This is a genomic window from Demequina sp. NBRC 110057 (genome assembly GCF_002090175.1).
GTDB lineage: Bacteria > Actinomycetota > Actinomycetes > Actinomycetales > Demequinaceae > Demequina.
Window position 1 is genome coordinate 188,962 of the sequence record NZ_BBRN01000006.1, and the last position, 22,122, is coordinate 211,083.

Genomic DNA, 22,122 nt, shown 5'->3' on the forward strand with positions numbered 1-22,122 from the left:
TGTGATCTTTTCCACACCGTTGTCTCCTGGAGGACCGGAAACCCTCGCACTTCGTGAGGGGGCGGACCCGATCGCCGGCGACCACGAGGTGGTCATCCGGGTGGCCGCCGCGGGGGTCAACCGCGCCGACGTCCTCCAGCGTCAGGGACATTATCCTCCTCCGCCGGGAGCACCAGCGCACCCCGGCCTCGAGGTCTCGGGCAGCGTGGCGGCGCTCGGCGCGGGAGTCGCCGGCATCTCCGAGGGCGACGAGGTGGTCGCGCTGCTCGCGGGTGGTGGCTACGCCGACCTGGTGGCGGTCCACGAGTCGCTCGTGCTGCCCGTGCCCACCGGGCTGAGCCTCGTCGAGGCGGGCGGGCTCATGGAGGCCGCCTGCACGGTGTGGTCCAACCTGGCGGCGGCCGATGCCACGGCCGGACAGACGCTCCTGGTCCACGGCGGCTCGGGAGGGGTGGGCTCACTCGCCATCCAGATGGGCGCCGCGATGGGCATGCGCGTGTTTGCGACCGCAGGCGGCCGCGAGCGCGCGGGACGCTGCGAGGAGCTGGGAGCCGAGCGCGGCGTCGACCACCGCGAGGAGGACTTCGTCGAGATCCTCCGTGCCGCGGGCGGCGCCGACGTGATCCTCGATGTCATCGGGGCTGCCTACCTCGACAGGAACCTGCGGGCGCTGCGCACGGGCGGCGCGCTCGTCGTCATCGGCATGCAGGGCGGCGCCACGGCCGAGCTGAACCTTGGCCGCCTCCTCTCGTCGCGCGCGCGGGTCATCGGCACCACGCTGCGGGCGCGTCCGCTGGAGGAGAAGGCGGCGATCGTCGCCGGCGTCCGGCGCGACGTGTGGCCGCTCGTCCCCGACGCCGTGCGGCCCCTCATCCACGCCACCTATCCCCTCGCGGAGGCCGGGCAGGCGCATCGGGCCCTCGACGGCGGCGACGTGTTCGGGAAGCTGCTGCTGATTCCCTAACCGGGCGTCGGCTCAGCCGAGGTTGCCCGCCGCGAGCGAGGCAGCGAGCGCCGGCGACACCGGCAGCCGCGGCAGCAGCGTCGCCTGGAGCGCGTGATAGACGTCCACCTTCCCGGGCCACACGGTGCCCGACACGGTGAGGTCGGGCGCCAGCTCGTGCCACCACGAGCCCTGGCCGAGGTCGAGGTGGTGGGCGCCGGCGAAGTCCCACCAGCGCTCGTAGTCGGCCGCGTACTCGGGCCGGCGCGTGGTGCGCCACAGGGCGGCGGCCACGCCGATCGCCTCCGCGATCACCCAGTGCATACGCTCGCGCACCACCGGCTTGCCGTCCCAGTCGACCGTGTACACGAAGCCGGCGTCGCCGTCGACGTGCCAGCCCTCGCGCACGGCGGCCGCATACAGTTCGGCGGCGTCCTCGCGCATCCACGCGGGCGGCTCGAGGCCGGACTGCTGCAGCGACGCGGCGACCTGCAGCGTGAGGCGCGCCCACTCGAGCCAGTGGCCGATGGTCGCGCCGTAGGGACGGAACGGATGCGCGGGCTCGTCCTCGTGATAGCCCAGCAGCGGGTCCCAGGAGTCGTCGAAGTGCTCGGGAAGACGCCAGTCGTGCTCGCGAGCGAAGACGTGCACGGCGCGCTCGGTGATGCGGGCCGCGCGATGGAGATAGGACTTGTCGCCCGTCACGTCCGCTGCCGCCAGGTACGCCTCGACTGTGTGCATGTTGGCGTTGATGCCGCGGTAGTTCTCGATCTCGCCCCACTTGCGCGTGAACGCCTCGCGGCTCATGCCTTGCGTCTCATCCCAGAACCGTTCCCGGTGGACGGCGAGCGCCTCGTCGAGCAGGTCCTGCGCCTCGGGACGGCCGGCGGCGACGGCGGAGGAGGCAGCGAGGATGACGAAGGCGTGACCGTAGGCCTCCTTCGCCGCGTTGGTGGGGCCATCGGCGCCCACCGCGGCGAACCAGCCGCCGTGCTCCGCGTCACGGAGACGCCCCGTGAGGGCGTCCACGCCGTGGTCCACGAGCGGGCCGGCACCCGGATGCCCCATGAGCGCCGCGAGCGCGAAACAGTGCGTCATCCTGCACGTCACCCACAGCTCGACGTCGGCCGCCTCGTCGAGGGTGCCGTCCGCCCGCAGCATGCCGAAGCCCCCGGCGGGGTGGCGCGAGGCGCGCGCGAAGTCGATCAGGCGCAGCGACTCCGACTCGAGCCAACGGTGGTGAGAGGGGGACGTGAGCCAGGCCATGCGGCCAGAGTAGCGACGCGCGGTGCGCCGCGACCAGGGATTACAGGACCGCCAGGCGGTCCGGGTCGATCATCCGCTCCAGCACCGCGAGGATGCCGTCGTCCTCGACCGAGGCGACCACCTCATCGGCCGCCTCCCTGACCTGCTGCGGCGCGGTGCCCATCGCAGCCGAGCGCCCGGCCCAGCGCAGCATCTCGATGTCGTTGTTGCCGTCGCCGACCGCGACGGTGTGGTCGGGGTAGACGCCCAGCTGGCGGCGCAGCTGCTCGAGCGCAGACGCCTTGGTGACGTTGGGCGGCGTGAGGTCGAGCCAGGCCGAGTAGCCGACGGCGTAGGTGACGTCGTTGAGGCCGATGCGGTGGACGAGGTCGTCGAAGTGGCTCACGTCGGCGCCGGGGGCGCGGATCACCACGCGGGTCGCCTCGCCGGCGGAGAGCTCGTCGAAGTCCTCCACGACGCGCTGACGGCCCACCAGCTCACCCATCGGGAATTCCTGGCTCACGCGGAAGCCGACGCCGAGGTCCTCGACGGCGACGAACGCATCGGGCATCTCGTCGCGCACCAGCTCGAGCGCCGCGCGTGGGTCAAACGTGACCGTCTCGACGATGTCGTATCCGCCGGGCGTGGCCGGATTGAGCCGAATGGTCACGGCGCCGTTGGAGCACACCGCCCAGCCACGGCGGATGCCGAGCATCTCGGCGACGGGGAGGGTGCCGAGGATGTTGCGACCGGTGGCGAGGATGACGTGGTTGCGGCACATCCTGACCTGTTCGACGGCGCGGATGACGGCGGGCGAGATCTCGCCTCCCCAGTGCATCAGGGTGCCGTCGATGTCGAGGCCCAGCAGGCCCCAGGCGTCATTTTCGAGTGGCGGGCGCATGTCCTCGGGGGCCGGCGTCATGCCACGAGCCTACGACAGCGCGCCGCCCGCCCCTCCCCCTCCCCCCCGGCCGCAAATGTCCGCATTTGCGGCTCGAAACGCGCGCTGGTGCCGGAAAACCGGCCACCAGGAGCGGCGCGGGCGTCCTACGCGACCGCGGCGACGGCCCGCGTGACAGCGTCAAGGACCTCCACCACGCCGTCGTCGGCGAGCGTGCCGGTGACGTGGTCGGCCGCGGCGCGCACCTCGGCGCTCGCCTGCCCCATGGCGACGGAGTGCGCCGCCCACGCGAACATCGGCAGGTCGTTGGCGCCGTCCCCGACGGCGACCGTGTTGCCTCGCGGCACGCCATAGCGAAGCCGCAACTCCTCGAGGCCCGAGGCCTTCGTCACCCCCGGCGGCGAGACGTCCACCCAACCCGCACCCAACTCGGTGAAGTGGTGGCAGCTGAGATCGAGGTGCTCGATGACGGCGTGCATCTCGTGGCCGTGAGCCGAGACGCTCGACAGCATGAGAGCGGTGGTGGCCTCGGCATCGGCCTCCGTCATGGTGCTCGCGGCGGGCGCGAACACGGTGCCGGGCGGGTGCGCCACCCCGACGACGTGACCTCCGTCGGCGCCCTCGACGCTGTAGGCGAGGTCCACGTAGCGGGCACGCAGCGCGGCGATCGCCGGGCGCGCGTCGAAGGTGCGGCGGGACGTGACCTCGTGCGCGCGAGCATCGGCCCCCATGCGCACCGTCACCGCGCCCTGCGAGGCGAGCAGGTCGAGGTCTCCCCACCCCTGTTGGCGCGCCATCGACACGGCAGAAAAGGTCTGGCGGCCCGTCGCGAAGACCAGGTGAACTCCCGCGGCCCGCACGCGCTCGATCGCCTCCTGGACGGGAGCGGAGACGACGCCGAGCGTGCGCGTGCCGTCGATGCTCTCCTGGAACGCGCAGGTGTCGTCGATGTCGAGCGCCACCATGACGGGCGCGCCCGGGTCCAGGTCGAACCGCAGGCCTCCCGCCGTCACGCTCAGGCGACCGGCTGCAGGTAGTCGACCCCGCCCAGGTACGGACGCAAAATCTCGGGGACGTACACCGAGCCGTCGGCCTGCTGGTGGTTCTCAAGCAGCGCCACGAGCCAGCGGGTGGTGCCGATGGTGCCGTTGATGGTCGCCACCGCGGTGGTGCCCTTCTCGACACGCTCACGAATGTTGAGGCGACGCGCCTGATACGTGGTGCAGTTCGAGGTCGAGGTGACCTCCATCCACCGCTCCTGGCTGGGCAGCCACGCCTCGCAGTCGAACTTGCGCGCCGCGCTCGAGCCCAGGTCGCCGGCCGCCGTGTCGATGACGCGGTACGGCAGCTCGAGGGCCTTCAGCATCTCCTCCTCGATGGACAGGAAACGCTCGTGCTCGGCGGCGGCGTCCTCCGCGTGGGCGTAGGAGAACATCTCCACCTTGTGGAACTGGTGGACGCGGATGATGCCGCGGGTGTCGCGGCCGGCCGACCCCGCCTCACGGCGGTAGCAGGCGCTCCACCCGGCGTAGCGCTTGGGGCCGTCGGCCAGGTCGATGATCTCGTCGGCGTGGTAGCCCGCGAGCGCCACCTCGGAGGTACCCACCAGGTACATGTCGTCGCGCTCGAGGTAGTAGATCTCCTCCGCGTGCTTGCCGAGGAAGCCGGTGCCGGCCATCGTCTCGGGGCGCACCAGGGTGGGGGTGATCGTCGGCGAGAAGCCGCGCTCGTAGGCGAGGTTCATCGCGGCATTCAGGATCGCGAGCTCGAGGCGCGCGCCGATGCCGGTGAGGAAGTAGAAGCGGGCCCCAGAGACCTTGGCGCCTCGCTCCATGTCGATCGCCTTGAGACCCTCGCCGATCGCGAGGTGGTCCTGAACCTCGATGCCCTCGGCGGCGAAGTCGCGCGGGGTGCCCTCGTGGCGCAGGACAGTGAAGTCGTCCTCGCCGCCCGACGGCACGCCGGGCTCGGGGATGTTGCCCAGCGACCGGGCGAGCTCGACGGCCCGGGCGGCCGCGGCATCGGCCGCCGCCTGTGCCTCCTTGACCGCCGCTGCCAGCTCCTTGGTGCGGGCGAGCAGCACCTGCTTCTCGTCGCCCTGGGCCTGGGCCACCTGCTTGCCCAGCCCCTTCTGCTCCGCACGCTTGGTCTCGAAGTCGGCGAGCGCGGCGCGGTGAGCGGCATCGGCCTCGAGCACCTGGTCGACGATCGCGGGGTCGTCGCCGCGGGATCGCTGGCTGGCCTTCACAACATCGGGATCCGTGCGCAGCAGCTTGAGGTCGATCATGACCGCGAGTCTAACGGGGGGCGGTCGCTAGGCTCTGACCATGGTGTGGGCGATCGTGATCTCCGTGGTGGCGCTGGTCCTCGCGCTGGTAGCGCTGTCGCTGACCGTGACCATCGCGAGGCATCTGGGCCGGCGCGACCCCCTCGCGGTGCCGCGATTCTGGCGACGCACACTGCGCATCGAGCCCGCCGTGCCCGGTCCCGCGGGCGGCGCGCTCACGGGTGAGGCCGAGCGTCGTTCCAAGGTCGCGTTCATCGTCAACCCCACCAAGGACGGCACCGCCGAGCTGCGCGAGCGGGCCATGCGCGCGTGCGCGATCCGCTACCTCCCCGAGCCGATGTGGATCCACACCACCGAGGCAGACCCCGGCACCGGACAGGCGCGCGACGCCATCCATGCGGGGGCCGATGTGGTGGTCGCCGTGGGTGGCGACGGCACCGTGCGCGCGGTCGCCGAGGCCCTCGCGGGCGAGGACGTCGCGATGGGCATCATCCCGCTGGGCACGGGCAACCTGTTCGCGCGCAACCTCGACCTGCCGCTGACCGACACGGGCGCGCTGCTGCGCACGGTGCTTGAGGGCGCGGAGGCGCGGGTGGACGTGGGCTGGCTCGACATCGAGCGCGCCTTCCCCGGCCACGGCGAGGATGGGTCGCACCTGTTCCTCGTCATGGCCGGCGCGGGAATCGACGCGGAGATGGTCGCCGGGGCCGATCCTGTGTTGAAGAAGCGCCTGGGCTGGCTCGCCTACTTCTTCGCCGCGGTGGAGCACCTGGGAGACAAGCGCATCAAGGCCACCGTGGCGGTCGACGAGGGCGAGGCCGTCGCCACCGAGATGCGTACCGTGCTGCTCGCGAACGCGGGCAAGCTCCCCGGTGGGCTGCAGCTCATCCCCGATGCCTCCGTCTCCGACGGTGAGCTCGACATCGCGACGCTCGACGCGCGCGGCGGGCTCGTGGGCTGGACGGAACTGTTCGGTTCCGTGGTGGCCCAGGGCGCCGGCATCAAGCAGAGCGAGCTGCTGCGGACCTGGCGTACGTCGCGCATCGACCACAAGCGCGGGCGGACCGTGACCATCGAGATGGAGGGGCCGCAGCGGGTCCAGGTGGACGGCGAGTCCCTGGGCCGGGCGCAGCGTATCCACGGGCGCATCCAGCCGGGCGCGCTGCTGATCAGGGTCCCGGTGGGCACCACCCCCTAATCCGTCAAATGGATCCATTTGGCTCGTCTAAGGGTCTAGATGAGGGGAAATCCACCGCGGCGCCCGAGCCGTCGCCGCGGTTTTCCACAGACTGACGCCGCACCGGGCGACTGCATCGTGCGTCCGCCTACCGTGGCGAGGCATGACGCGACGCCGCTCCACCCCAGCCATCGGCGCGCTTAGCGCCGCTCTCCACACGTCCGTGCGACCGTGGCATCGGGACGAGCTCGAGTCCCAGTGGAGCCGACGCACCCTCAACGAGGCGATCCGTCTCGGCTTCGCCGCGAGACTCGCGCCCGGCATCTACGCGCACCGCGATCACGCGGTTGACCTCACGTGTCGTCTCCGAGCTGTCGCTCTCTGGATGGCACCGCACGGCCTCGTCAGCGGCAGAGCCGCCCTGCAGTTGAGTGGTTGGCAAGCGGCCGATGCGGCGCGCATCGACGTCGTCCTTCCCCGCGACCTGCGGCTCGCCCGGCCGCACTATGTCGACGTTTTACGCACGGATCAACAGTGGGAGGCCGATGCCGTCGACGGCATTCCGGTGACCTCACCCGAGGATGCGGTCGTCGTCGCATGGCGCCGGTCAGCGCCCGATGACCGCCGTGGGCTCCTCCTCGACGCGCTCCGCGACGGCGTGGTGAACGTCGCGCGCCTGCGTAGGCGCATCGAGGCCCACGGACGTCTTCCGCGGCGTGCGGAGATGCTCGCGCTCGTCGCGCTCTCGGAGCAAGGCGTGACGACGGTGTTGGAACACATTGCCGCCACCGAGGTCTTTGTGGGTCCTGACTGGGCGCGGTGGGAGCGCCAGGCCCCCGTGCGTCTTTCCGACGGCGTCACGCTCCACCCCGACATGCTTCATCGGCGCGCCCGCGTGGCCGTCGAACTCGACGGCGCCCGCTATCACTCTGACGACGCGGCCCGTCGTGCGGACGTGGAACGGGATGCGCTTCTCGCTGCCGAGGGCTACACCGTGATCCGACTGACTTGGGAGGACGTTACGCGTCGACCGGCCTGGTGCCGCGAGAAGCTCCTAGCCGCAGTGCGGGCGCGTGTCGCGCTCCGATGACTGAGGCGACGCGTCACTCTGCGGTCGATTTCCCCTCATTTAGACCCTTAGGCGAACCAAATGGATCCATTTGACGGGGGGTTAGAGGAGGGACTGGACCCAGGCGTGGGCCCTGGTGAAGGACTCGTCGGTGTTGTCGACCGCGACGGGGGTGAGTCCGCGCTCGGCCGCCGGATAGGAGCCGAGGAAGCGCACCACGGGGCAGGTGCGCTTGAGCCCCACGAGTGCCTCCGCGACGCGCGCCTCGGCCACGTGGCCTAGGGCGTCGATCGAGAAAGAGTACTCGCCGGGACGGTCGCCGATGGGCCGCGACTCGATCCGCGACAGGTTCACCCCGCGCACCGCGAACTGCTCGAGCATGCGCAGCAGGGCGCCGGAGTCGTCCGTCGGCAGGTGCACCACGAGGGTGGTCTTGTCCGCGCCCGTAGGCTCGCCCGCCGACTGCGGCCGCCCCACCTTCACGAAGCGCGTTGCCGCGGTCACGTTGTCGGCGACGCGGTCGGCAAGGACCGTGAGGCCGAGCGCCTCACCCGTGCCGGGAGGGGCGAGCGCAGCCTCGAAGCCGAGTGACGTCAGCGAGCGCGACGAGTCGGCAAGCGCGACCGCTGCTGCGGCGTTGGACGTGGCCGACACGAACTCCGCGCGCGGCAGCGTCGCGTTAGCCCACCGGCGCACCTGCGCCCACGCGTGGGAGTGCGCGCTCACGGCGGCAATGTCATCGAGCTCCGTGCCCTCGCGCACCAGCAGTTCGAACGCGATGGGGAGCACCACCTCACCCAGGATCACCAGCGGCTCGCCGTTGGCCAGCGTGTCGAGCGTCGCTGTGACGCCGCCCTCGACGGTGTTCTCGATCGCGGCAACCGCGTAGTCGACCTCGCCGGAGCGCACCGCGCCCAGGGCGGTGAGGACGTCGACGCACGGCACGTACTCGGCCTCGTCGGGCGCGACCATGGTGCGCAGCGCGGCCTCGGTGAAGGTGCCGGCCGGCCCCAGATAGGCGTAGCGGGGCAGATCGGTCACTCGTCCTCCTCGGAGTCGCCGCGTCCCGGCAGTCGGGATCCGATCGCGGCCTGCGTCGACGACAGCGCCCCGCGCATACGGCGCGCGCTGATCGCCATCATCACATCACGGTAACGCGAGACCCTCGCACGCCCGGAGTCGAGAGAGCCGGCCCGCGGCACGTCGCCCAGATCGCACACCACCTCGGTCGCGGTCAGGCCCGCGTGCAACACGTCGAGAGTCATCGCAAGTTCGAGACCTGCGCCTCGCGCGAGCGGCATCGCCGCCTCAAGCGCCTCGCGCGTCAGGCACCGCACGGGACCGAGAGGCTCCTCTGGGGTCCACCCGGAGGCGCGCTCCACGGCGACCCGCGCGACCTTGGCGGTCGGACCCTCCGCGCGCCCGCGGCCGCCGGCCCGTGCGACCACCAGGTCCGCAACGTGCTCGGTGACGGCGGCCACGAGCGGGGCGGCGCCCACGGCGTGATGGCCCACCACGCCGGGGATCAGGAGGATGGCGCGCGGCTCCCGGCCGGGCTCGTCACGCATCGCGATGACGGACGCGCCGGTCTCGACGGAGGCGGTGCGCCCGCGCGGGTGCGAGTGACGCACCACAACGGCGCCGGCCTTGCGTGCGAGCTCCTGCGTGTTGTCGGTGGAGCCGTCGTCGACCACCAGCACCAGGTCGACGCCGGGGATCGACAGTGCGGCGCGCACCGTCGCGGCGATGCGGCGCGCGCAGTCATGAGCGACGATCAGCGCCGCCGCGACATGGAGGTCCTCGACGCGCGACACCCCGCGCCGCGACCGTGACGGGCGGGGACGCGAGTGGTGGACGCTCGGCTCGTGCGACGCGCCCTGGCGACGGCCCGATGACGCGGCCGGCTTGCGTGCGCGCGTGGGCGTGCCGTCGGTGCCGTCATCGGCCGACGGCGACGGGGACGACGCACGTGCTGGAACCACGACCACCAGCCTAGTGCGCCCACCAGGAGCCTTGGTCAACCCTTGAGAAGAATGTGAGGCATTCGTGACGAAATTCTCAGGACCACGAGCCGTTGCCGCACAGGCCACACCGGTGGAAGAGTAAGCACCATGCATGAGCGCGCCGGAACTCCCGCCCAGCCCCAGGACCTCATCGACGTGGACGCCCTCCTTGGCGCCTACTACGACCTTGTCCCCGACCCCGCGAACCCGGACCAGCAAGTGGTGTTCGGCACCTCCGGCCACCGCGGCAGCGCCTTCGACACGGCCTTCAATGAGGCGCACATCGTCGCCACCACGGCGGCGATCGTCGAGTACCGCACGGCCCAGGGCACCAACGGCCCGCTGTTCCTCGGCATCGACACCCACGCGCTGTCCGGCCCCGCCGCCGAGACCGCCATCGAGGTGCTCGCGGCCGCGGAGGTCGACGTCCGTGTGGACGCCCGCGGCAAGTTCACCCCCACCCCGTCTGTCAGCCGGGCGATCCTCGTGGCCAACGGCGCCGCGACCCCGCAGGGCCTGCGGCTGTCCGGCCCCGGCCTCGCCGACGGCATCGTCGTCACGCCCTCCCACAACCCCCCGCGGGACGGCGGCTTCAAGTACAACCCGCCCCACGGCGGCCCCGCCGACACCGACGCCACCAGCTGGATCGCCAAGCGCGCCAACGAGATCATGACCGGCGGCGGCTGGAAGCAGGTCAAGCGCATCCCCTACGAGCGGGCGCGCAAGGCCTCGAACGTCTCGGGCTACGACTTCATGGCCGCCTACGTCGCCGAGCTGCCGAAGGTCATCGACCTCGACGCCATCCGCGACGGCGGCGTGCGCATCGGCGCCGACCCTCTCGGCGGGGCGGCCGTCGACTACTGGGGCGCGATCGGCGAGGAGCACCGCCTCGACCTCACCGTGGTCAACCCGAACGTGGACCCCACGTGGCGCTTCATGACTCTCGACTGGGACGGCAAGATCCGCATGGACTGCAGCTCGCCGTCCGCCATGGCGAGCCTGCGCGAGCTGATGGCGGGCGACGCCCCGTACGACATCGCGACGGGCAACGACGCCGACGCCGACCGCCACGGCATCGTGACGCGCGACGGCGGCCTCATGAACCCCAACCACTACCTTGCCGCCGCGATCTCCTACCTGTACGGCGGCGCACGCCCCGCATGGTCGGACTCGGCGCGCATCGGCAAGACCCTCGTCTCGTCGAGCCTCATCGACCGCGTGGGCCGCAAGATCGGCCGCACCGTCGAGGAGGTCCCCGTGGGCTTCAAGTGGTTCGTGCCCGGACTCATGGACGGCACCACCGGGTTCGGCGGCGAGGAGTCCGCGGGCGCCTCGTTCCTCACTCGTGAGGGCCGCGTGTGGACCACCGACAAGGACGGCATCCTGCTGTGCCTGCTCGCGTCGGAGATCACCGGCGCGACCGGCACCACTCCGTCGCAGATCCACGCCGGGCTCACCTCTGAGCTTGGCGAGAGCTGGTACGCCCGCGTCGACGCCGCCGCCACCAAGGCGGAGAAGGACACGCTCAAGAAGCTGAGCCCCTCGCAGGTGCGCGCCACCGAGCTCGCCGGCCAGGGGATCACCGCGAAGCTCACCGAGGCGCCCGGCAACGGCGCCGCCATCGGCGGCCTCAAGGTGACGACGGCCGATGCCTGGTTCGCCGCCCGCCCGTCCGGCACCGAGGACGTCTACAAGATTTACGCGGAGAGCTTCGTCTCGGAGGCTCACCTTGGCGAGGTCCAGGACGCAGCGAAGAAGCTTGTCTCGGAGGCCCTCGACAGTTAAACGGCCGATGCCGGGGCTTGGCCCCCTACGCGAGAGGCCCCCACCCCGGTCACCCGGGGTGGGGGCCTCTTCGCGTGCGCGGCGGGACCGCCAGGTGTCAGCGGCGGCGGCGCGTCACGACGGCGATGACGATGCCGAGCGCGAGCAGCACGGCAGCCACGATCGCGATCCACCAGCCGTCGAAGCCCGTCGTCGGCAGGAAGCCGCCGCCGTCCGTGGGCGGCTCCTCGCTGTCGAACAGGTTGTACGCGCTCACGGTCACGGTGGTGCCGGAGGCGATCGTCACTGTCGCCTGCCTGTCGTCCTCGCCGGCGGGCGTGAGGCGGGTGTCGTCCGCGCCTCCCGTATCGGTCTCGGTCACCACGCAGTCAGAGCCCGCGGCGATGCCGTCGATCTGGGTCTCGAGGGGCTCATCACCGCCCAGGGTGACGGAGCCGCTCCAGGTCTCGACGGGGTCGCCGACCCCGCGGTCCCAGGTGCAGACGACCGAGAACTCGAACGGGCCGGCGCCGCGCTCCTCGGCGTCGTTGCCGCCCACGATCTTCTCGATCGCGAGCGCCCCGACCGCGAAGGTGTTGGTGACCAGGGCGCTGTTGCTGTCGCCCTCCGTCAGCACCAGCGACGACGAGGTGCCGTCGACGGTGGCCTCGCCGGCATCGGCCGTGGTCACGGTGACCGTGGTCGATGCCGCGGCACCGTCGACGAGCTCGGTGACGACACACTCCGAGGTCGACGGCAGGCCGGTCAGCGTGACGGTCTCGCCGTCGTCGAGCACCACGAGCATCGGCGCCCCGGGGATGAGCGGCTCACGGCCCTCCGCATAGACGTCGTGCTCGTCGCCGGCGGGGTCGGTGTAGGTACACATCACGGACACCACGTAGGGGCCGAAGTCCGGCACCTCGCCGTCGGCGTTCGCGACCGACTCGTCGACCTGCTTGGTGATCGCGAGCGAGGCGAGCGCCTCGAAGCGGTTGGTGACGACCACCTCGACGGCCTCGTCCTCGCCCTCGACGATCGTCACGACGCTGCGGCTGCCGCCGGGGTTGCCCGGCGAGAACTCGGTGTAATCCGCGCCGCCGTCGTCGGGCTCGGTGACGATGCACACGGAGCCCGCGACGATACCGTCGATCTGGGTCTCGAGCGGCTGGTCGCCGCCCAGCACCACGTCGCCATTCCACACCACCGCGCTCTGCGCGAGCGTGGGCCCTGCCCACACACATCGCACGTGCAGCGTGAAGGGCCCGGTCCCTAGCTCGTCGGCGCCGTCGCCAGTGAGTTCCTTGCTCAGCAGCAGGGAACCCACCGGGTACTCGTTGACCACCTCGATGACTGCTGACGTGCCGCCGTCCTCGACCGGGGGCAGCGTGAACGTCGCGTCCGTCCCGGGGGTGGTGGTGGAGCCGTCCGCCGTCGTGACGGTGATGCTCGTGTCCGAGGACCCGGCCACATCGGTCTCGCTCAGCACGCACTCGCTGTTGCTGGGCAGGCCCGTCAGGGTGACGGTCTCGTCGGGATCGAACGTGACGACCATCGGGTTGTCGGCATCGTAACCGTCGGCGAACACCTCGCGTTCGTAAACGGTGCCGGCGCCGTAGGTGCAGGTCACCTCGACGGTGAACGGGCCGAGCGGGGGCGAGACACCGTCCTGGTTCTGCACCGCGTCGTCGATGGTCTTGGTGATGTCGAGTGGCACGCGCTGCTCGAAGATGTCCTGCGCGACGACGGTGACGCCGTCCTCGTCCACCTCGTCAGCGGTGAGCTCGACGAAGGGGTTGCCGTCATCGTCGACCTGCGGCTCCGCGGGCGTCGCGTCGTCGATGCCGAAGAGCCAGCCGTCGGCGCCGCCGTCGTCCGTCTCGGTCACCACGCACTCGGAGCCGATGATGATGCCGTCGATGGTCTGGGTCAGCGAGTCGTCGCCGCCGAGGGTCACGGCGCCCTCGTAGGTGGTGACGTCGGGCAGCGGCAGCGGCCGGTCGTAGACGCACACGACGTCGAACACGAACGGGCCGGAGCCGGCCTCGTCGGCAGCCGGTCCCACCGGCTGCTTGTCGAGGGTGAGCGACGTCTCGCCGTAGAGGTTGGTGATCTCGGCGGTGGTGGTGGTGCCGGGATCTGTCGCGCTCTGGGGGTCGTCTGGGGTCAGGATCACGTCGGCGGCGTTGTCCTCCACCGTCGTGCTGCCGTCGGCCGTCGTGACGATGATCGACACCGTCGCGGGCGACTCGTCGATGAGCAGCTCGGTCACCGTGCACTCGGCCCCCGCGGGAAGCCCCGTGAAGAGGAACTCCTCGTCGTCGGACAGCAGCACCAGCATCGGCCGCACCTGACCGCCGGCGAGCACCGGGCCATAGCCGTCGGCCCACACCTGCTCGTCGAGGAACTCGCACGTGACCCAGACGGGGAAGGGGCCGGCATCGGCGGGATCGGCCCCGCCGTTGCCCGACGACCCCACGACGTCCTTCGACACGAGCAGGGAGGCCTCCTCGTAGACGTTATCGAGGGACGTGAGCTGGAGGACCTGGTCCTCGCGGTCCACCGTCGCTGTCACGGACGTGGAGTCGGTCTGGCCGTTGTCACCCTCCTCCAGCACGCACTCGGCGCCGTAGGGAAGGTCCTCGATCGTGAGTTGCACGCCGGGGGTCAGCGTGAGCGTCTCGCGGTGGGCCTCGACGGGCTCGCCGTCGACATCCACCGTGCACACCAGCTCCACCGTGAGCGTGTCAGGGGCGTACGAGGACGCCTCGCCGCTGACGGTCTTGAGGACGCTCAGCGGGCCGGTCGCGAGTGCGACGCCGATCTTGTTTCCCTCGGTGGGGAGGATGTACTCGTCGGAGCCGTCGACGCGTGCTCCGGCAGCGACCGTGTTCCACGCGATCGTGTCGGGACCGTCGGTGGGCGAGTTCACCGGGGTACGCGTCTGGAACTCGATGGTGAAGGTCTCACCCGGACCCAGCGGCGCGATCGCGCGGAAGTCGAAGATGTACGCGATACCCGTCACGTCCGAGTAGTCGTCTCCGAACTCGTCGAGCGGAGTCCAGGCGCCGTCAGGGCAGTTGCCGAACCCCAACTCGAGGTCGGCGGTGCACGGCTGGGCGTCCGTCGTGAGGTACACCTCGGGATTGGCGAAGGGGTGGTCGTCGCCGGTGAACGGGTCCACCAGGATGGGGGTCCATTCGCTACCGCGATCGAAGTGCTCGAGCGCGGTCTGGTCCCCCACCTCGGGGACGCGGTCGATGATGCCCACCTGATCAAGATCGACGTTTCCGGTGTTGGTGATGTCGAGCTGCCAGGTCTCGGTGCTGCCGGGCGCCGTGATGGGGATGCAGGGGGCACTGTAGAAGCCGTCCTCGTCCGCCACACATTCCGCGCCCTCGACGGCGCTGGTAGTCCCGAGGCTCGGGTCATCCGCCTTGACCTTTTTGACGGCGCGGATCGCACCACCGGCTGCCACCGTCACCGAGGTGGAGCCGTCGCAGGTCTCGACCGCCGGGTCGAGGTCCTCGCCGTTACAGGCGTCAAAGGGACGGTCGCCGTCGACGGTCGCCGTGTTATCCACCACGGTGTTCGCGGGGAGAGCGTCCCTGGTGATCATGTCGATGGTGATCGTGTAGGTCTGCCCCACGCCCAGCGTGTAGCCGTCGGGGAACGAGAAGGTGATGGTCTCGGGCGCCCCACCCTCGGGGGCCTCGACGATCGTGATGTCGGCCTCGTCCGTCGGCAGGGGCAGCCCGTCCTCCGCGTCGGGATCCGTGCCGCTCAACGAGAACGCGTAGGGGCTCTCGCCCGTCTCGGTCGCGCTCGGGTCGATCTCGAGCAGCGGGCCGTCACCGTCGGTCTCGATCGTGTCGGTGAAGACGGGGTTGTAGATGGGGGTGTCACCGGTGTTCGTGAACGTGAGCGTGTACGGGATCACGGCACCGGGGCTCACGGACCCGCTAGGGGACTTCACCACGTCGACGGCGGTGATGGAGTGCGCGTAGATGACCTCAGCGTCGTCGGGCTCGGCCTCGATGACGAGCGGGTCGCCGCCGATGGTGTCGAGATAGGACTCGATCTCGCCGTTCACCGTGTTGATGGTGTGGCCCGCCTCGGTCTCGCCCGGCGCGGGCTCGTTGCCCAGGAGGTCGGTCGGCACCTCGCCGCCCGAGAGCATCTCGTCGCGACGCTGCACCACGATGGGAATGTCCTGGATCGGGTGGACCGGCCCCTCCCACTGCTCGCCGTCGGAGCGGCTCATGGTGAACGTGACGCCCTGCACCATCTCGCCGGTGACGCCGCCGGGAAGGACGGGGGCCGATGCTGTGGCGCCGCCCACGGTCATGCCGCCGGTGACCGTGAGGTCGCCGCCGGGGTCGCCCGTGAAGGTCTGGCCCACAAGCACCGACATCTGGATCTGGTCGACGGGGTCCTCGAGCGCGAAGCTGTCGTCGATGCGCACAAACTCGTACTGGTTCCAGAACGTCGGGTCGACGTCTGACACGACCACCTGCGCCGGACGCGCGCCCTCCGACGGCTGGCTGCGCAGCGTCATCACGAACTCGGACTGGTCGGGCTCGGTCTGGGTGAAGGTGTCGGACTGGTCGTCGGCCGTCGGGCCGAATGTCTTGTCGACCGCGAGGCCGATCTCGAACGGCGTGAGGGTCGCCTCCGCCGTATCGTCGTCGACCGGCGGGTCCGGCTGGACGTCGGTGTCGCGCCCGGCGTCGTCCACCTGGGCAAAGGCGATGTTGGGCACGACGGTGCCCGGGTCGGTGAGGTCATCGATGGGAGTGCCCGACGTGCGCATGTCCTTGCGCAGCTGGGTGCCGAACGCGACGGTGCCGCTCGCACCAGCCTCGATGCGGCCCTCCCACTCGACGGTAAGCCCGGCAACCGCGTCGAACGGCACCTCGTCGGCCTCCCAGCCGATGGCCTCGTCGGTGCTGGTGGTCGAGATCAGCTCGTCGCCGGCGGCGTCGTACAGCGTGATCGTCACACCCGTGGCGCCGGTGGGCATCGTGATCTGGGTAAAGCCGTCGAAGTTGAAATACTCGAACGTCGTTTCCTCGAACGGGTACGGCCCCAGGCACGTGACGCCGTCGCACACCGCCATATCGTCGACCGAGGCCGCCGTCGAGGAGTTCGTGGCCGTCAGCGAGATGGGGGCGTGCGGGTAGTCCTCCTGGTCCGTGGGCAGGTAGGGCGGGATGCCCACCTCGTTGTCGGACCATGTCTTGTCCACAGAGACGCCGAGCGTGTCGTCGAGGATGACGATGTCGTCCTGCTCGGTGTCCGAGATGTCGTCGCGGTCGGTGAAGTCGGCGGTCGCGTTGACCTCGTTCCACACGAGGCCCTCGTCGGTGTCGTCGTTCAACAGCGTGTGGCCGGTGACCGGCTCCGCGGGGGCCGAGCGGCGCCAGTCACGCACCTCGAACACGAGGTCGATGGGTCGGGTGTTGTCGATCGAGCGCGCGACCCCCGATCCCACGGGCGGGGTGCTCGGGTCGGTCGACAGCGACCGGTCGGGGCTCTCCACGAAGATGAGCCTCACCGACGTGGTGGTCTCGCGCTCGGCATCAGTCAGGGTGACGCCGGGGAACGTTCCCGTGCACGCCGCGGTGACGGTGTCCTCCGCGCCGCAGGGGTTGTCGGTCGGCAGCTCCCAGTCTCCGGACACCGAGTTGTAAAGCATGACGGACTCGACAGCGTCGTACGCGATGTATTCGTCAGTATCGGGAGTGATGGGCTCGACGCTCACAAGGTCGAAGGAGTCGTAGACGGAGTCGGCGACGTCGTCGGGCGGGCCGGGGACGTCGGTCACCGTCACCGTCTCGGCGTTGGAGTAGCCGCCGGTGGACCAGGTGATGCGGGCGGTGGCCTGCTCGTGGCTGCGCGCGAACACGGTGGGCGGGTCGCCGCCCAGCCAGTTCTTGTCCACGAGGTCGCCCACGCCCTCGCCGTCGGGGTCCTCGGGGTCGAGGACGTCGATGGTGGCGCAGGACTGCGAGGAGCCCGACTCGGTGCCGGAGGGGCTCTCGGAGTCGCTCCCCACGCAGTTGCTGAGGTCGTTCAGCGGCAGCGTGGCGCCCGAGTCGCCGTCGAAGTTCATGACGACGTTGGGGCGCACCGTGGTGCCAGGCGGGAACCCGTCTTCGTCCCCGGAGGTGAACACGAACTGCAGGCCGCCGATGTCGTCGGGGCCCGGCGGCGCGTTGCCCGCGATGTCGTAGGACCACGGGGAGGCGGTCGACGGCACGTCGACCACGAGCGGCTCCCACGAGTCGCCGTCCCAGTAGTTCACCGTGAGGGTGGCGCCGTCGGGGATCTGCACGCTCGTGATGCGCTCGGGGTTAAACGCGTCCCAGAACACATCCGAACCAGGCGACGCGGGGTCCTGGACCACGATGGTCTCTGCCCCCACTGTCGACGAGCCGGTGGGGTCGGCACCGTCGGCGGGGCGGCCCGCAATGCCTCCCGCCAGCTCGAGGACGGTCCACTCGCCGTCCTCGCCAAGGATCGTGCTAGGCACGATCGACTTGCCGGAGGTGGGCGTGAGCGTCTCGAGATAGGCGTACAGGGTGTCGTCGTCGGTCGCGGTGTTGCTCGCGCCGCCGTCGGTCGTGCCCTCGGTGGTCATCTCGTTGTCGAGCGGCGTGAGCGTCGCGCCGTCCTCGGCGTCGGTGCCGACGGTCGCGACGACGGTGCCGGTCTCCCCCGGCTCCATCTCGCCCGTGAAGTCGATGCGGAACCGGGCGACGTCACAGTCCGCGGGCGGATCGGCGGGAAGCGCTCCCTCGGCAAAGTCCGTAGGGCCCGCCGTGTCGCCGCCGGCGCAGTAATAGGTCACCGACGCGCCCGTGGCGCCGTCGGGCCACACCGGGGCAGAGGCGAAGCCCTCAAACGACATGGCGTCGTCGAACCCGGGAGCGAACAGGTCGCCGGTGGACGACGGCTCGATGATCGACAGCTCGGCAACGGGGAGGTCGCCGGCCACCCCGGCGGTGAGCGTCGCGTCGGACGTCTCGCCGTGGAGGACCGAGACCGGGTCGAAGGACTTGTCGGCGGTGACGTCGGGAAGGTTGGCCTCGATCGTGTAGTCGGCGTCGCCCGTGGCGGTCGCGTCCTCGCCGTCGCGCTCGACCGTGGAGCTCACGGTGTTGTCGACCACGAGGTTCTCGGCGAGGTCGCCCACGTCGCGTTGCGTCGCGTCGATCGAGATGTCGACCGACGAGTCGGGAAAGATGAAACTGTCGTCGGACGTCGAGAAGGTGATCCTCACCCCCAGCACCTCGTCGGGGTCGACGCCGCCGGGAAGTGCGGCGCTGGTGCCGGGGGTGCCCGAGATCCACCCGCCGTCGGTGTACACGTCGACCTGGACGAGGTCGGCATCGGCCGGGAAATCGCCGATGCTCAGGTCCTCGAACGCGAGGTAGTCGAAGGGGTTGGGGGACGCCGTCGGGTCCGCGGGCTCGACGATCACCATCTCGTCGGCGCCCGTCTCCGAGGTGTTCGACGCGGTGATGTCGATGGTGGTGGGCGTGCCCACACCGGCGAGCGCCGAGTCCGGGGTGAAGGTCTTCTCCACGTCCGTGTCGAGGACGAGCGGCACATCCGCGATCACTCCCGCATCGTCCGCCGCGGGCTCCGTGTCGGGGTTCGAGGCCGTGAAGATGGCGGTGTTGTTGACGAGGTTGCCGTCATCGTCGTACGTGAGGCTGTCGGCCACCACCGGGATCTGGATCGTCGCCGTGGTGCCCTGCAGCATGCCGACACCGCCCTCGGGGTCGTCCAGGGGCGTCGTGAAGGCGATCTCGACCGAGGAGTCACCCGCGTCGCCCGTCGTGGTGAACGTGTTGTCCGAGGTGATCACCTGGGGTGGACCCGTGAGGTGGATCTGTGGCGGCAGGTCGTCGAGGACGAGCGCATCGGTACAGCCCGAGTTCGGGATCGCGCTCGAGTACACGCAGCTGATCTGGATGGTGTAGATGAACTCTTCACCAGGGACGATGGTGTCCGTGGAAGCCGTCTTGGTCAACGACAACCCAGCGGGACCCTCGGCGCTCGCCGGGACCGCGAAGGTCACCAGCGCCGCAAGCACCAGGACCATGGTGGAGGCCATGGTGCGAGATCGCCGCGCGATCATGCTTCGCGCGCCACCACGTGACCGCCGCTCACTGTGCTTCGTTGACCGCACCGTTGTGCCCCCATGCCTCGCCTGCCCTTGCGGTCAACGGTAACGCACAAACCCTCCCAATGTGGAGAACGAAATGTCCCCAATATGCCTGGTACCACCGGGCTCGCTCCATCGACGTGGGCCATGTTCCGGGGCCCCGCCCGCCCCTAGGATGGCCGCATGCCACGCCAGCCCCGCCGCGACGCCGTCGCCAACCGCGAGCGACTGATCGACGCGGCCTTCGAGCTCCTCGCCGAGCGGGACGCGGACCTCACGGTGCGGGAGCTCGCGCTCGCCACCGGCCACGGCATCGGCACCGCGTACCGGCACTTCCCGACACACGACGACCTGATCAAGGCCCTCTACGACCGCGCGATCACGCGCCTGGGCGAGAGCATCACGGGAGTGTCCACCACTGGCACCGCCTGGGATCGCGTCGCGGGGCTGCTGGAGTCCATCACCTTCACCTTCGCCGACTTCCCCGCCCTGCGCACCGTCATGCGTCGCATGTACGACGTAGACCCTCACTACCGGCCGGGCGGCACCTTCACGGCGGCCCTTGAGCACCTCATCGACGCGGCGGTAACGGAAGGGTCGATGCGCCCGGGGATCACCGGCGGCGACCTCACCCTCACGGCCTTCGCGCTCGCCGGAGTCGTGGGGCGACCGACCGGCGTGGAGCGCGACATGTTGCGCCGCCAACTCGCCTTTGTGCTTGAGGGCATGCGCGCCGGCCACGACGCCGTCCCGGTGCCGCAGGCCGCGATGGACGAGGTCGAATTCCACGTGTTCGTGCACCGGGCCAACGCCCCCGCGCGCGCTGGGGTGGACGCGCAGTCCGGCTAGCCCTAGACCGTCGCACCACCGTATGGGACGCTTGCGGCCATGAAGACAGCCTCGCGCTCCCTGGTCCTCGCCCTCGTGAGCGCCCTCGCGCTCACCGGATGCATCCGGGTCGAGATGAACGTCACGCTCAACGAGGACGACACCGTCAGCGGCGACATGCTAATGGCGGTCGAGAGCGGCTCGGGCGAGCTGCTCGGCGTGACCGACGACGAACTCATCGACCAGATGTTCGGCGATGTCGACAGCAGCTTCCCCGACGGTGAGGTCACGGACTACGCCGAGGACGACTACATCGGCAAGCAGGTCTCCTTCGACGAGCAGCCGTTCTCGGCGCTCGACTTCGACTCCGACGAACTGTCGATCACCCGCGAGGACGACGAGTACGTGGTGGAGGGCGCCCTGTCTGTCGGCGAGGAGGCCGGTGACCTCAGCGACCTTCCCTCCGAAGCGAGCATGACGCTGTCGCTCACGTTCCCCGGCGAGGTGACCGAGACCAATGGAGAGCTCGACGACTCCGGCCGCACCGTGACGTGGGACCTCATCGACGGCCCCGAGACCATCGAGGCCCGCGGTGGGGCGACCGCAGACGGATCGTTCCCGCTGTGGATCGTGCTCGTGGTGGGGCTCGCGCTAGGAGTCGGCGCGGGCATCGTCCTGGTGGTGGTCACGCGTCGCCGTGCCGGCGCCCAGGAGCAGCCCGCGACCGAGGCTGGGGCGGCCGATGCCGGCGCCGAGTTTGCGCCCGAGCCCACCCTCCCGACGCCGACGGTCGTGCCGGGCGAGGCCCCCACGGAGCCGGTCACCACGAGCCCCGCGGAGCCGACCGACACCCCCGCACCCGGGGACTCCGCGGCAACCGACGACACCGCCGCACCCGAGGACGAGGACCGCCCCGACCAGCGGTGAGCGCCTCCTCCCCTCGCCTCGCCGCCGCGGCCCTCGTCGCCGGGCTCGCCCTCACCGGGTGCGTGCGAGCGACGGTCGACACGACCATCGGCGCCGACGACACGTTCAGCCAGCACACCGTCGTGGCGTACAGCGACGACGCAGCGCACCAGCTCACCGACTACCTGGGGGCCGACGTCGACGCGCTCGTGGGTGGCATCGCCGATAGCGATGACTTCCTCGCCTTCCAGGCCGCGCACCCGGGCCAGGTGACCCTCGCCGACTATGACGACGGCGAACTCACCGGGGTCGAGCTGACCCTGACGGACATCCCCCTCGACGACTTCACGGAGGCGTCGACCCAGGCGCTCGCGAGCGTCGACGCCAGCGCGACGCTGTCCGACGACGACGGCCAGTACGTCCTTACCGTGACGCGGGCCGACGGCGCCGACCTCTCCGCGCTCGCTCCCGGCGGCGCGAACCTGGAGCTGGCCGAGGCCGCGGTGGACGTCGCCGCCACCTTCACCTTCCCCGGCCTGGTCACGGAGGCGACCGCCGGCGACATCGACGGCCACACGGTGACCTTGGGGCTCGCGGACCTCGCGACCACGCCGGAAATCAGGATCGTCGCCGATGCGACACCCGCCGTGAACTGGGGGCCCATCCTGGTGGCGGGCGGTGTGGCGCTGGGCCTCGCCGTCATCATCGGCGGCGCGGCGTGGCTCATCGTCGACGACCGCCGCACGTCGCGGCGCACGTCCCTGCCGCCGCATGCCACGGGCTCCGACCCCAGCGGGCCGGGCGTCCTCGATCGCCCCGAGTGAGA

General features: G+C 70.6%; 14 protein-coding genes. 7 read left to right on the forward strand and 7 right to left on the reverse strand.

Annotated features, from left to right (window positions below; genetic code table 11):
• Window positions 1-4 precede the first annotated feature (4 nt).
• Window positions 5-964: an NAD(P)H-quinone oxidoreductase gene (locus tag B7K26_RS11715; protein WP_234998822.1), complete on the forward strand. Its 960-nt coding sequence runs from the start codon at window positions 5-7 to the stop codon at window positions 962-964.
• Between the two features lie 12 nt (window positions 965-976).
• Here the strand turns inward: B7K26_RS11715 and B7K26_RS11720 are convergent, their stop codons facing one another.
• From B7K26_RS11720 to serS, 4 genes are all read right to left on the reverse strand, one after another.
• Window positions 977-2,209, reverse strand: a complete 1,233-nt coding sequence (locus tag B7K26_RS11720; protein ID WP_084079387.1) for an AGE family epimerase/isomerase — start codon at window positions 2,207-2,209, stop codon at window positions 977-979.
• A 40-nt stretch (window positions 2,210-2,249) separates the two neighbouring features.
• Window positions 2,250-3,110, reverse strand: a complete 861-nt coding sequence (locus B7K26_RS11725) for an HAD family hydrolase (RefSeq protein WP_234998802.1) — start codon at window positions 3,108-3,110, stop codon at window positions 2,250-2,252.
• A 125-nt stretch (window positions 3,111-3,235) separates the two neighbouring features.
• Window positions 3,236-4,102: an HAD family hydrolase gene (locus B7K26_RS11730; RefSeq protein ID WP_084079388.1), complete on the reverse strand. Its 867-nt coding sequence runs from the start codon at window positions 4,100-4,102 to the stop codon at window positions 3,236-3,238.
• A gap of 2 nt (window positions 4,103-4,104) precedes the next feature.
• Window positions 4,105-5,376 (reverse strand): serine--tRNA ligase, encoded by a 1,272-nt coding sequence (serS, locus tag B7K26_RS11735; RefSeq protein ID WP_084079389.1) that lies wholly within the window; start codon window positions 5,374-5,376, stop codon window positions 4,105-4,107.
• 40 nt (window positions 5,377-5,416) lie between these two features.
• Between serS and B7K26_RS11740 the strand changes: the two genes are divergently transcribed.
• Together B7K26_RS11740 and B7K26_RS11745 are read left to right on the forward strand one after the other, a co-directional pair.
• Entirely contained in the window at window positions 5,417-6,574 is a 1,158-nt protein-coding gene (locus B7K26_RS11740; RefSeq protein ID WP_084079390.1) for a diacylglycerol kinase family protein, read from the forward strand.
• 142 nt (window positions 6,575-6,716) lie between these two features.
• A complete protein-coding gene (locus B7K26_RS11745; protein WP_084079391.1) occupies window positions 6,717-7,643 on the forward strand; it encodes an endonuclease domain-containing protein in 927 nt (308 codons plus the stop codon).
• Between the two features lie 81 nt (window positions 7,644-7,724).
• Here the strand turns inward: B7K26_RS11745 and pheA are convergent, their stop codons facing one another.
• Window positions 7,725-8,663 carry a prephenate dehydratase gene (pheA, locus tag B7K26_RS11750; RefSeq protein ID WP_084079392.1) on the reverse strand — a complete coding sequence of 313 codons (939 nt, stop codon included), beginning with the start codon at window positions 8,661-8,663 and terminating at the stop codon, window positions 7,725-7,727.
• Window positions 8,660-9,604, reverse strand: coding sequence for a glycosyltransferase (locus B7K26_RS11755; protein ID WP_234998803.1), 945 nt, complete (start codon window positions 9,602-9,604; stop codon window positions 8,660-8,662). Before B7K26_RS11755 ends, pheA begins: the two co-directional genes overlap by 4 nt.
• Window positions 9,605-9,733: 129 nt before the next feature.
• Between B7K26_RS11755 and pgm the strand changes: the two genes are divergently transcribed.
• Window positions 9,734-11,410 carry a phosphoglucomutase (alpha-D-glucose-1,6-bisphosphate-dependent) gene (pgm, locus tag B7K26_RS11760; RefSeq protein ID WP_084079394.1) on the forward strand — a complete coding sequence of 559 codons (1,677 nt, stop codon included), beginning with the start codon at window positions 9,734-9,736 and terminating at the stop codon, window positions 11,408-11,410.
• 97 nt (window positions 11,411-11,507) lie between these two features.
• Here pgm and B7K26_RS11765 read toward each other — a convergent pair whose 3' ends face one another.
• Window positions 11,508-19,511, reverse strand: a complete 8,004-nt coding sequence (locus tag B7K26_RS11765) for a DUF5979 domain-containing protein (RefSeq protein WP_143340695.1) — start codon at window positions 19,509-19,511, stop codon at window positions 11,508-11,510.
• A gap of 234 nt (window positions 19,512-19,745) precedes the next feature.
• On the opposite strand from B7K26_RS11765, the gene B7K26_RS11770 reads away from it, so the two are divergent.
• Genes B7K26_RS11770 through B7K26_RS11780 form a run of 3 tightly spaced genes read left to right on the forward strand, consistent with a single transcriptional unit; the run spans window position 19,746 to window position 22,120 of the window.
• Window positions 19,746-20,411, forward strand: coding sequence for a TetR/AcrR family transcriptional regulator (locus tag B7K26_RS11770; RefSeq protein WP_084079396.1), 666 nt, complete (start codon window positions 19,746-19,748; stop codon window positions 20,409-20,411).
• Window positions 20,412-20,450: 39 nt separating this feature from the next.
• Complete coding sequence (locus B7K26_RS11775) at window positions 20,451-21,317, forward strand: LppM family (lipo)protein (protein WP_084079397.1); 867 nt, start codon at window positions 20,451-20,453, stop codon at window positions 21,315-21,317.
• The gene (locus B7K26_RS11780; RefSeq protein WP_084079398.1) at window positions 21,314-22,120 is read left to right on the forward strand and encodes an LppM family (lipo)protein; all 807 of its coding nucleotides are present in this window, start codon (window positions 21,314-21,316) and stop codon (window positions 22,118-22,120) included. The genes B7K26_RS11775 and B7K26_RS11780 overlap by 4 nt, the downstream gene beginning before the upstream one ends.
• Window positions 22,121-22,122 lie beyond the last annotated feature (2 nt).